Origin of the sequence: Thiocapsa rosea, from assembly GCF_003634315.1 — a bacterium.
GTDB lineage: Bacteria > Pseudomonadota > Gammaproteobacteria > Chromatiales > Chromatiaceae > Thiocapsa > Thiocapsa rosea.
The window spans coordinates 2873663-2885498 of the sequence record NZ_RBXL01000001.1; the positions used below are offsets into that span (position 1 = coordinate 2873663).

Sequence of the window (11836 nt, forward strand, 5' to 3'; positions counted from 1 at the left end):
CGCGAGAGTATAGCCCGTTGCGCAAGGACGCATGCCAACCTGTCTGGGTGTGGGGACGACGGTGTTGTTTTGTCCGTGGTCGTGGTCGTGGTCGTGGTCGACCGGGATCCGATTACGATTACGATTACGACAACGACAACGACAAGGACAAGGACAACGAAAAATTCTGGGGCGGTGATCGCTCTCGGCCCGAGCTACGGCCTTCATCCGTGACCCGATCGTCTTGGCGTGAGACCCGTGCTGGATTAGGCTCATGCCGATGGCGTCGAATAACCATACGTAACGGAGTCACCACAGCATGGCAAAGAGCATCGTCAAGACCGATCAGGCCCCCGAGGCGATCGGGACTTACTCTCAAGCGGTTCGCGTCGGCAACACCGTCTATCTGTCCGGCCAGATCCCGCTCGTGCCCGAGACTATGGAGCTGGTCTCGGGCGACATCGAGGCGGAGATTCGGCGCGTCTTCGACAACCTTCGGGCGGTGGCGCATGCGGCGAACGGCAGTCTGGCGGATGTCGTGAAGCTCAACGTCTTTCTCACCGATCTGGCCCATTTCCCGTCGGTCAATCAGGTCATGGCCGGATACTTCGAGGAGCCCTATCCGGCGCGGGCGGCGATCGGCGTCGCGGCACTGCCCAAAGGGGCGCGAGTCGAGATGGACGCGATCATGGTCTTGGGTGATTAAACCGCGTCCAGAGCGAGATGCGCATTTTCGAGTGAGCTCGACGTGTGATGCATCTACGGCCCTTCGCGAGGACGCGGTTTAAAATGATAAATCTTTTAATCTCTTAAACCGCGCCGACTCCAGCGCTCGTCAAGTCTGCCGTGGACGACCCCATCCAAAAACATCGCAGACCGCACCGGGCGCGGTTTAACGACGCAATCGCGAGCCAAATTCATCGGTTGAATTGCTTTACTGAAAAACTGCTTTACTATAACCGTCATCGAATTTTTGCCCTGGATTGCCCATGCGTGTTGTTTGCTCGATCGCCGCCCTGCTGTGCTTGACCCTGGTTGCGGGCTGCGGCTCCCAGTCCACTCGCCCCGGCGAGATCGCGGAAGGATCCCCTTTTCCGACCTCCGGCTCCGCAACGGTAACCGGCGATTTCGCCGGGTATCCGGGTGTCGAGCCCTTCATCCGCAGCATGCAGCAACAGGGCTTTGCGCCGAATCAGGTCGCAGCCGTCCTCTCCGGCGCCAAGCGCGAGCAGTGGATCATCGACGCGATGAATCGCCAGGCCCCGCGCCCCAGCACCGGGCCGACCGGGGCCTGGACACGCTATCGTGCCAAGTTTCTGACCCCGGACAACATCGCCAACGGCGTGCGGTTCTGGCAGCAAAACGAGGCCGCGCTCAACCGGGCCAGCGCGCGTTACGGGGTTCCGCCCGAGTACATCGTCGCCATCATCGGGGTCGAGACCCGCTACGGCGGCTATCTGGGCAAGACCCGTATCGTCGACGCCTTGGCGACCCTGGCCTTCGCGTATCCGCGCCGCGCGGATTATTTCTCCGGCGAGCTGGCGTCCTTCCTGGTCATGACCAAGGAGGAGGGTATCGACCCCTTCGGTCCGCGCGGATCTTATGCCGGTGCGATGGGCCTCGGGCAGTTCATGCCCTCGAGCTTCCGTGACTATGCCGTGGACTTCGACGGCGACGGCGATCGCGATCTCTGGAATCCGACGGACGCCATCGGCAGCGTCGCCAACTACTTCAAAGCACACGGTTGGCAGTCCGGCGTGCCGGTGGCCGTGCGCGCGAACGTGCAAAACCCGGCGACTGCGCGCGCGATGAAGTCGGGCTTCGGTTCGCGTTACAGCTTAAGCGAGCTGGCAGGCCGTGGAATCACCCCGGCCGGCTCCCTCGGCGGCGCCTCCCAGGTGAGTTTGCTGGAGTTCGATGTCGGCACCGGCTACGCCTACTGGCTGGGGTCGCAGAATTTCTACACCATTACCCGCTACAACCACAGCAGCTACTACGCCATGGCCGTGCATCAGCTCGCCCGCGCAATCGCGGAGCGCAAGGGCAGGTAGCGCGGGATGTGCGGGCCTCGTCTCCCGGGTCTCGACTCGGCGTCACGGATCCAAAGCGCCTAAACCGCGTCCCGATCGGGATGCTGATTGTCGAGTGAGTGCCACGTGTGGTGCATCCACGGCCCTTAGCGGGGGCGCGGTTTAACCGGCCTCATTCGCCCTGAATGGTCAAGGTGATCCGGCGCCGATGGCCGTGCGTGCGGTGCTCGTAGAGATAGAGTCCTTGCCAGGTCCCGAGGTCGCAAACCCCTGCGCGGATCGGCAACGTCAGCTCGACCTGCGTGAGGATCGCCCGGATGTGGGCGGGCATATCGTCCGGACCCTCGTCGCTGTGCTCGAAGAGCCGATCGCCGTCCGGGACCAATCGGGCCATGAAGGCATCCAGGTCGCTTCGCACCGTCGGGTCCGCGTTCTCGCAGAGGATCAGCGACGCGCTGGTGTGATGGACGAAGACGTGACAGAGTCCGATCCGGACTCCGGAGGCCCGAACCTGCTGCTGGACGGTCCGGGTGATATCGTAGGTGCCGCGGCCTTGGGTGGTGACCGAAAGTGATTCTTGATGGATCATAGCGCCTCGTAGGACTTAAACCGCGCCCGGCGCGGTATGCGATGTTTTTGGATGGATCGGTCCCGGCAGACTTGACGGCCGCTAGAGCTGGCGCGGTTTAAATGCGCGCGAGAAGGGCATGACTGGCAGCGGACGTACTCGCACCCCGGAGGACACCCCCAAACCGTGACCGATACCCCCTCGGGATCCTCTGCGAATCCATCGCTTCCGACCCCTTCGCTCGACAGCATCCCCGTGGAGCGGCTCAAACGGGTCGGTCCGCGCGTGGCGGAGCGTCTCGGCAAGCTCGGTGTGCGCACGGTCCAGGATCTCCTCTTCCATCTGCCGCACCGCTATCAAGACCGCACGCGCTTGGTCCACATCAGCGGGCTGCGACCGGGCGACGAGGCCCTGATCGAGGGCGAGATCCAGGAGGTCGACCTCTCGGGCGGGCGACGCCGCTCTTTGAAGGTCTGGGTGTCGGACGGCACGTTCGGCGGGCTCCTGTTGCGCTTTTTCCACTACTCCCGGCAGCAGATCGACGCGCTCAAGCCCGGTGTTCGGCTGCGCTGTTACGGCGAGGTTCGCCAAGGACCAAGCGCCTTGGAGATGGTCCACCCCGAGTATCGCATCCAGTCCGAAGAGGCGGGCGCGATCGACGCGCGCTTGACCCCGCTTTATCCCTCGACCGAGGGCCTGCAGCAATCCTCTTGGCGCGGTCTGACCGATCAGGCGCTGGCGCTCTTGGCCGAACAGGCGCCGCGCGAGTGCCTGCCCGAGGAGGTCCTGCTCCCCCTGGGTCTGCCGAGCCTGGTCGAGGCGCTCGTCTATTTGCACCGTCCGCCGGTGGAGGCCGACCCCGACGATCTGATCGAGCGCCGTCATCCGGCCTTTCACCGCTTGGCCTTCGAGGAGCTGGTCGCCCATCAGGTCAGTCTGCGACGTCTGCGCGCCGCCCAGCGGGCGATCCTAGCGCCTGTACTCGCCGGCGACGGCACCCTGCGCCGGCAACTGCTCGACGCCCTGCCGTTTCGGATGACCGCGGCGCAGGAGCGCGTCGTCGCCGAGATCGCCGCCGATCTGCAGGGCGATCGCCCGATGCAGCGTCTGCTCCAGGGCGACGTGGGCGCCGGCAAGACCCTGGTCGCCGCACTGGCTGCGCTCCAAGCGATCGAGTCCGGTGCCCAGGTGGCCTTGATGGCGCCGACCGAGCTCTTGTCCGAGCAGCATCGACGCGGCTTCGCGGGTTGGCTCGCCCCGCTCGACATCGAGCCCGTCTGGCTGGTCGGGCGACACAAGGGCCGCGAGCGTGCCGGGTTGCTCAAGGCCATCGCCAGCGGCCGGGCGCGTATGGTGATGGGTACCCACGCGCTCTTTCAGGAGGATGTGGTCTTCTCCGAGCTGGGTCTCGTCATCATCGACGAGCAACACCGATTCGGCGTGCATCAGCGCATGCGCCTGCGTGCGAAGGGCGGCGGTGCCGGCGGTGTACCGCATCAGTTGATCATGACCGCTACGCCCATCCCGCGCTCGCTCGCCATGACCGTCTATGCGGATCTTGATCTGTCGGTCATCGACGAGCTTCCGCCCGGGCGCACGCCGATCGTCACGGTGGCGGTCCCCGACACCCGTCGCGAGGAGGTGATCGCGCGCGTGGAGCAGGCCTGTGCGCAGGGCCGACAAGCCTACTGGGTCTGCACCCTGATCGAGGAATCCGAGGCGTTGGAATGCCAGGCCGCCGAAGAGACGGCGCGTCAGTTGGCCGAGAGCCTTCCCGGCATCCGCATCGGTCTGGTGCACGGGCGCATCAAGGGGCCTGAGCGCGAGACGGTGATGGCCGCCTTCGCCTCGGGCGACCTAGACCTCTTGGTCGCAACCACGGTGGTGGAGGTCGGCGTCGATGTCCCGAACGCCAGCCTCATGATCATCGAGAACCCCGAGCGGCTCGGTCTTGCACAGCTGCATCAACTGCGTGGACGGGTCGGGCGCGGGTCCGTCCAGAGCCACTGCGTGCTGCTCTTCCATCCGCCCCTGTCGCTCGCGGCGCGCGAGCGTCTGGGCATCATCCGCGCCGCCGAGAGCGGCTTCGAGATCGCCGAGCGCGATTTGGCCATGCGCGGAGCGGGGGAGGTTCTGGGTACGCGCCAGACCGGCACCGTGCAATTTCGCGTCGCCGACCCCCTGCGCGACCAGCATCTGGTCGCCGACGCCCAACGGGCTGCCGACCTGATCCTGGCGCGCTATCCCGACCGTGTCGAGCCCCTGATCCAACGCTGGCTCGGATCCCGCGAGTTATACGGGAGCGTGTAAGCCCTCGGGCTCTCGGGAGCGCCTCAACCATCCGAAACAGGATCTCGAAGGGTCTCCCTCATCCCGCCGGCCACCCAACTCCACGGAAACGCGTGACACCGCTCCGCGGTGTCACGCATGCCCCTGGCGCACCGCGCCACGTGGCCCTGTGCCCGCAGTGACGACCAAGGCGCGCCATCGGTATATCATCGACGCTCCGAGATCATTCTAAGCCGGGGTGTTTCGATGTATCGCGAAGGTGAAAGCCAAGAGATTTGGGTCTTTTTGACCTTGGTGGTGGGGTTTGCCTTGTCGTTTTTGATCGCCGTGGTGCCTCACTTCAACGGCGCCTATCGGCTTGAGCCTTTGATGCTGGCCGCTTGGATGATCCCCTACCTCATCCTGTCGGTGATCGTGTGGTTTCTGCGTGGTCCGACACGGCTGCGCACCATCCTCGGGGTGGTCTGGATACAGCTGCTGACCGTTCTGATTCAGCGCGCCATTCTCGGCGATCCGGACGGCCTGTCGCTGTTTCTGATGCCGCTCGTGACAGCCGTCGGTCTGCTGCTTCTGACTCCCCAGTTGTGCGGCCGTATGGAGGAAGGGCCTCTGGGGCCGATCTGCGGGCGGTTCCTGAAGCGGATCTAAACTGCGTCCGGAACGAGATGCTCACTTTCGAGTGAGTGCGACGTTTAGTGCATCCGCGGCCGTTAGCGGGGACGCGGTCGTCGTCCCTTAAGCTGCAAGCCTTGAACAACCCGTCGCAAAATTTTTCGTTGTCGTTGTCGTTGTCGTTGTCGTTGTCGTAATCGGAATCGGAATCGGAATCGGATTCCGGACGACCACGACAACGAGAACGACAACGAGCAGCCCTTTCTCCCGGATTTCTTGGTTTCGGCTCCGCGCTGTCGTCAGACCAGCCGGTAATTGTTCTTCATGTCCTGATAGATCAGGTTCGACACGCGCCGGATGATGTCCCCCCGACTGCGGATCCAAGCGCCGTAGTTTTCGGCCCGGCTCGGTCGCTCGATGATCCCGACGACCGTGTAGGCGTGATTGCGACCGCGCTGATCCGGGATTTCGATCACGCCCATGTCCCCGCAGAGCATCGCCGTGGAGCCGGTCTTGTTGTAGACCTTAGCCGCCGGAGGTAAGCCGGCCACGCCCTTGGACAAGCGGTCGCCGCCCGGCAATGCCATCATGCGCAGCAGCTCTTTGCTGTTGGGCATGCGGCCTTCCCAGACCGAGATCAGAAACCGGCTGTAGTCGTGCGCCGATGCCTGGTTGCGATAGGTCTGGCCGGTCGTCGGGATCCTCTCGACGATGCGGGTCTCCTGGAAAATGGCGGGTGCGCGCTGTTTCAGAACCAGCTCGACATCCGGCGGGCCGCGGCGGGACTGGTGCTCGCTGACCAGATCCATGATCTTGTTGGTGTCCGGGTTGCTGCTGCGCTGGAGCATCCGCTCCATGGTCGTGCGCACCTCGTCGGTGTAGCGCACCTGGCTGCGGTTGCCGTCCATCTGGAAGAAATAGGCCTGCGCGACGAGCGGCTTGATCATGCTCGCGGCCTGTCGCGGCACGCCCTCGTTGATCGAGACGACCTTTTTGCGGGCGGTGAAATCGTACACCGACCAAGACGTCTTCTCGTTGGGCTGAAGCAGGCCCTGGCGGCGCATGCTCGTCACCATCTCGACGACTTGGCGCTGCAGGGATGATCGGTTCGAGGCCGCCTCGGCAAGGCCGGGCACCCCTCCGACCAAGAGTCCCGCAGAGGTCGCGGCAAGCGCCGCAAGAAAGTTGCGTCGATCGGGACGAAGCGGGTGCCCGTCTTCGGCGATCGGCTGTTCGTCGACGTGATTGCGCTCGTACATCATCGGTTCCCCCCCGTGATCCGGATTCGGCCTGCGGCCGCCCGCCGGTCCGGGTGAGCAGTGATTCGGAGCATCCCCGGCCGGCGTCGCGACGCGTCCGGAACACGCTTCAGCCTCGGACGTCCCCAAGCGAAAGGCGGTAGCAGTTCGAGCGCAAGGATAGGCGGGTCCTGCCGGATTGGCAAGAAAACGCCGACGAAAAGACCCGATATGTCAGACGGATTGCGCCCGTTATTGATGAGAGTTCGGATCGACTCCGTCGGCCTCTTTTGCGATGTCGGCCGGGCGACCGACACCGCAGCGGCAGGGCGCGAGCGCGCACCGCGATTCGAAAACCCCTGACTGGAGGCTCCTTACTGGACGCTTCCGAACGACTTGTCCACCGCGCCCGACGGGGCCTGGAGTCCGGCAAACCGACAGCCTTGCGCGACCGGGCCGCCCGGGAAGATCCCATAGAGGTACTTCAGGCCCCCGCGGCCATGGAACGCCTCTTCCAGCGCGTCGTGAAGATCCCGCACGTTGGGTTTCTCGTGACGCGCGAAATAGTCCTGCAACGCCTTGATCATGTCCCAGTGATCGTCGCTCAACGTCACCGCGTCGGTCTGAGCCGCAGCGATCGCCTGCTCGCGCGTCCAGTCGTCCGGGGCGTCCGGAAACTCCGCGTCGCGCACGACGGAGCCCGGATTCATGATCTCACCCATGCTTTGTGCCACGATCGTTACCTCCTGAGAATGAATGATCGATCGTCGTTGCAGCGCTGCAGCCGTCGGCAGCACTGTGCCCGATGCTGCGACCCGGGCAGCCGAGAGGCCGTTCCGATGTCGCGCACGGTAGGGCATGAGTGTCGAACCTGAGCGATGTTCCGTCAACCGCTTCTCCGGGGTGTCGGGGCGCGCAGGCAGGCGATTCGTCGATTCTCGGCTTACAAGACTGGTGAGTCGACCCACGACGGCGCTACCCTATGCACTCCCGAACACACAGCATGCACAACGGAGATCGGCGTGAGCGAGCAGGACAAGGTCGGGTCGGGGGTCTATGTCGCCGGACATCGCGGCATGGTGGGTGCCGCCATCGTGCGTCGGTTGGAGGCCGCGGGCGTCTCTGACATCCTCGCGCGCACCCACCGGGAGCTGGATCTGACGGATACCCGGGCGGTCGATGCCTTCTTTGCCGAGACGCGGCCGTCCCGGGTCTATCTGGCGGCGGCCAAGGTCGGCGGTATCCAGGCCAACAACAGCTTCCCGGCCGAGTTCATCCATCAAAATCTGATGATCGAGGCCAACATCATCCATGCCGCTTGGCGCAACGGTGTAGAGCGCCTGCTCTTTCTCGGCAGCTCCTGCATCTATCCGCGCCTCGCCCCGCAGCCGATCACCGAAGAGGCGCTCTTGACCGGGACGCTCGAGTCCACCAACGAGCCCTATGCCATCGCCAAGATCGCCGGGATCAAGCTCTGCGAGTCCTACAACCGGCAATACGGGACGGACTTCCGCAGTCTGATGCCGACCAACCTCTACGGCCCCGGCGACAACTTCGATCTGGAGAACAGCCACGTCATCCCGGCGTTGATGCGCAAGTTCCACGAGGCCAAGACCCAAGGCGCACCCGCGGTGACCGTCTGGGGCACCGGCACGCCGCGTCGGGAATTCCTGCATGTCGACGACCTCGCCGACGCCTGCATACACCTCATGGGGCTCGCGCCCGAGACCTACCGGGCGCACACCCGGCCCATGTGCTCCCATGTCAACGCAGGCGTGGGGGAAGACGTGAGCATCCGCGAGCTCGCCGAGACCATTCGCGACGTCGTCGGCTTCAGCGGCGAGATCCGCTTCGACACCGACAAACCCGACGGCACCCCGCGCAAGCTCCTCGACGTCGGCCGTCTCGCTGCACTCGGCTGGAGCGCGCGTACCCGTCTTCCGGATGGGTTGGCACAGACCTACGCTTGGTTCCTCGAGCATCTGGATGCGCTCAGGACTTAAACCGCGCCCAGAGCGGTATGCGATTTTTTTGAATGGGATCGGCCCCGGCAGACTTGACGACCGCTGGAGTCGGCGCGGTTTAAGATATTCAAAAAAGTGGACGAAAACTCTACTCGTTGTCGTTGTCGTTGTCGTTGTCGTGTTCGTCCGGAATCCGATTACGACAACGACAACGACAACGAAAATTCTGCGACGGTTTGCTCAAGACTTAGGGTGTAAGGAGCAAAATGCCTTTCAGGCATGCTCAGTCGGGATGCCTATTCTCGGAAATCGCCTTACGATCGGGCGGGGCCGATTGTTTCGGCGTGCATCGTCCAAGGCCGACGCAACGGCAACACAACAGATTGCATATCGACATCGGGGTAAGGACATGACCATCAAGAAGGCGCTGATTACCGGCATCACGGGACAGGACGGGGCCTACCTGGCGGAGCTGCTGCTCTCCAAGGGCTACGAGGTGCACGGCATCAAGCGGCGTACCTCGCTCTTCAATACGGATCGCATCGACCATCTCTATCAAGATCCGCAGCAGAGCGAACGGCGTTTCATCCTGCATCACGGCGACATGACCGACTCCTCGAGCCTGATCCGCATCATGCAGCAGGTCCAACCCGACGAGCTCTACAACCTCGCCGCACAGAGCCATGTCGCCGTCTCCTTCGAGGAGCCCGAGTACACCGCCGACTCCGACGGCATCGGAACCCTACGCCTGCTCGAGGCGATCCGCATCCTGGGCCTCGAGCGCAAGACCAGGTTTTACCAGGCATCCACCTCCGAGCTGTACGGTAAGGTCCAAGAGGTGCCCCAGAGCGAGACCACGCCCTTCTCCCCGCGCTCACCCTACGCCGTCGCCAAGCTCTACGCCTACTGGATCACCGTCAACTACCGCGAGGCCTACGGCATCTACGCCTGCAACGGCATCCTCTTCAACCACGAGAGCCCGCGGCGCGGCGAGACCTTCGTCACCCGCAAGATCACCCGTGGGCTCGCCCGCATCAAACTCGGCCTGCAGGATCGGATCTATCTCGGCAACCTGGATGCCCGGCGCGACTGGGGCCACGCCAAGGACTATGTCCGCATGCAATGGATGATGCTCCAGCAGGACGCCCCCGAGGACTTCGTGATCGCCACCGGTCATCAATACTCCGTGCGCGACTTCGTCGCCGCCGCCGCCGCCGAGGTCGGTATCCGGATGCGCTGGGAGGGCGCCGGCCAGCTCGAACAAGGCTTCGACGAGGCCACCGGCGCCTGCATCGTCGCCGTGGATCCGCGCTACTTCCGCCCGACCGAGGTCGAAACCCTCCTCGGCGACGCCACCAAGGCCCGCGAGCGCCTCGGCTGGTCCCCCGAGATCAGCTTCGAAGCCCTTGTCGCCGAGATGATGCGCGAAGACCTCAAAGAAGCCGAAAAAGACGCCCTGTGCCGACGCGAAGGCTTCAACGTGGCCGAACGGCACGAGTAAGTCCGCCCTCTCTCGCCCCCCGATCAATCCGAATGACTGACTCCGGCCTTCGCGACGACATCCTGTCGCGCTCGTGTCATCGCCGAAGCCTGCTCAGGGAATGCTGACCTCGGTCCCGGGAAAGCGCTGCAGCAATGCCTCTTGTAAAGCGGTCTTTGCACCCTGCTCGCCGTGGACCAGGATCACCTCCCGTGGTGGAGGGGACATGGCCCCGATGAAATCGAGCAGGTCGGCTTGATCGGCATGGGCGGAGTAGCCGCCGATGGTGTGGATGCGGGCGCGGATGTCGTAGCGGCGGCCGTCGAGCTGGACATAACCGCCGCGGGGTCCGTAGCGTTGGATGTCCCGGCCCGGTGTGCCGGCGGCCTGGTAGCCGACGAAGAGCACGTCGTGGCGCGGGTCGCCGAGCATGGCCTTGAGGTAATTGACGATCCGCCCGCCGGCGCACATGCCGCTCGCGGCGATCACGATGGCGGGACGATGCTCGCGGGCCAGATACTCGACCATGCGCAGATGTGCGGCGTGATCGTCGACCGTGAGCATCCGATCGAAGGCCAGCGGGTGGCGCCCGGACGCAAGGCGGGCCTTGGCCTCGCGGTCCCAGTGTGTGCGCAGCCGACGATAGCCGGCGGTCAGATCCGCCGCCAGCGGTGAGTCCAGCACCACCGCGAGATCCCCCCATTGCCACTTGTCTCCGGTACCTTTGGTGCCGCGGTTCTCGTGCACCAAGGTTTCCAGCTCGTAGAGCAGCTCTTGGGTGCGTCCGATGCTGAAGGCCGGGATCAAAAGGGTGCCGCCGTCTTCGAAGGCGTGCTCGACCATGGCCCGCAGGCGCTGATGACGTGAGCTGCGGTCCTCGTGGATGCGGTCGCCGTAGGTGCTCTCCAGCACGACGACATCGGCGGATTCCGGTGGGGTCGGATCCGGCAGAAGCGGGGTGTGCGGCGCACCGAGGTCTCCCGAGAAGAGCACGCGTGTGGTGGTCCCGGCGCGGGTCAGGTCGCATTCGACATAGGCGGAGCCGAGGATGTGACCGGCTTGCTGCAGACGGATGCGCAGCGCGGGATCGCCTGTGATCAAGGGGTGCCAGTCCCCGTACCGCAACGGGACCAGGCGTGCCCGCAGCCCGCGCAGGACGGCCTCGATGAGGGCGGCATCGCGGGTGACGCCGACCTTCAGTGCATCTTCCAAGACCAGCGGGAGAAGTTCCGCCGAGGCTTGGCTGCAGAGGATGGGTCCGCGAAAGCCGGCTGCCAGGAGGTGGGGCAGGCGCCCGACGTGGTCGATGTGCACGTGCGTCAGGATCAGCGCCTGGATCGGATCGACCGCGAAGCCGATGCTCGGGCGGTCGGCACCGGAGCCGTCGGAGGCGGTCTCCGCACCTTGGAAGAGCCCGCAGTCGATCAGGACCGAGCGGCCATCGCCGAGCATGAGCTCGTGGCAGGAGCCGGTGACGCCGTCGACGGCGCCGTGGTGTGCGATCGGTGTTGCGTTGGTCATGTCGTCTCCATCGTCCGTGTTGGGGCGTGAGCTCGCTCCCGTGCTTTGCGTGGGAGTGTGGTGTGGACGCTCCGCATCCGACGCGTCTTGAATGCGTGGGCGTCTCGATCGGATCCGGTTTCCCGGCCTGCGGGGTCGCGACGCGGAGCGTCGCG

10 protein-coding genes are annotated in these 11836 nt (G+C 64.5%); 6 read left to right on the plus strand and 4 right to left on the minus strand.

The features are described 5' to 3' along the window. Nucleotides 1-298: 298 nt before the first annotated feature. Both BDD21_RS12745 and mltB read left to right on the plus strand, forming a co-directional pair. The gene (locus BDD21_RS12745) at nt 299-685 is read left to right on the plus strand and encodes a RidA family protein (protein WP_120797486.1); all 387 of its coding nucleotides are present in this window, start codon (nt 299-301) and stop codon (nt 683-685) included. A 283-nt stretch (nt 686-968) separates the two neighbouring features. After that, nucleotides 969-2030, plus strand: a complete 1062-nt coding sequence (gene mltB / locus BDD21_RS12750) for a lytic murein transglycosylase B (RefSeq protein ID WP_120797487.1) — start codon at nt 969-971, stop codon at nt 2028-2030. A 151-nt stretch (nt 2031-2181) separates the two neighbouring features. Here the strand turns inward: mltB and BDD21_RS12755 are convergent, their stop codons facing one another. Further along, nucleotides 2182-2598 (minus strand): secondary thiamine-phosphate synthase enzyme YjbQ, encoded by a 417-nt coding sequence (locus tag BDD21_RS12755; protein WP_120797488.1) that lies wholly within the window; start codon nt 2596-2598, stop codon nt 2182-2184. Between the two features lie 165 nt (nt 2599-2763). On the opposite strand from BDD21_RS12755, the gene recG reads away from it, so the two are divergent. Together recG and BDD21_RS12765 are read left to right on the plus strand one after the other, a co-directional pair. Then, complete coding sequence (gene recG, locus BDD21_RS12760) at nt 2764-4887, plus strand: ATP-dependent DNA helicase RecG (RefSeq protein ID WP_120797489.1); 2124 nt, start codon at nt 2764-2766, stop codon at nt 4885-4887. A 225-nt stretch (nt 4888-5112) separates the two neighbouring features. Then, the gene (locus BDD21_RS12765) at nt 5113-5514 is read left to right on the plus strand and encodes a hypothetical protein (RefSeq protein WP_120797490.1); all 402 of its coding nucleotides are present in this window, start codon (nt 5113-5115) and stop codon (nt 5512-5514) included. Nucleotides 5515-5777: 263 nt separating this feature from the next. Here the strand turns inward: BDD21_RS12765 and BDD21_RS12770 are convergent, their stop codons facing one another. Together BDD21_RS12770 and BDD21_RS12775 are read right to left on the minus strand one after the other, a co-directional pair. Continuing rightward, nucleotides 5778-6740 (minus strand): serine hydrolase, encoded by a 963-nt coding sequence (locus tag BDD21_RS12770; protein WP_245969574.1) that lies wholly within the window; start codon nt 6738-6740, stop codon nt 5778-5780. Nucleotides 6741-7090: 350 nt separating this feature from the next. Further along, on the minus strand, nt 7091-7450 hold the full coding sequence (locus tag BDD21_RS12775; RefSeq protein WP_120799907.1) for a TusE/DsrC/DsvC family sulfur relay protein: 360 nt from the start codon (nt 7448-7450) through the stop codon (nt 7091-7093). Nucleotides 7451-7792: 342 nt separating this feature from the next. Here BDD21_RS12775 and BDD21_RS12780 point away from each other — a divergent pair, with 342 nt between their 5' ends. Next, nucleotides 7793-8719, plus strand: a complete 927-nt coding sequence (locus BDD21_RS12780; RefSeq protein WP_245969914.1) for a GDP-L-fucose synthase family protein — start codon at nt 7793-7795, stop codon at nt 8717-8719. Between the two features lie 370 nt (nt 8720-9089). Then, complete coding sequence (gene gmd / locus BDD21_RS12785) at nt 9090-10181, plus strand: GDP-mannose 4,6-dehydratase (protein ID WP_120797493.1); 1092 nt, start codon at nt 9090-9092, stop codon at nt 10179-10181. Nucleotides 10182-10274: 93 nt separating this feature from the next. Here the strand turns inward: gmd and BDD21_RS12790 are convergent, their stop codons facing one another. After that, nucleotides 10275-11681, minus strand: coding sequence for an MBL fold metallo-hydrolase RNA specificity domain-containing protein (locus BDD21_RS12790; RefSeq protein ID WP_120797494.1), 1407 nt, complete (start codon nt 11679-11681; stop codon nt 10275-10277). Between the last annotated feature and the right edge of the window lie 155 nt (nt 11682-11836).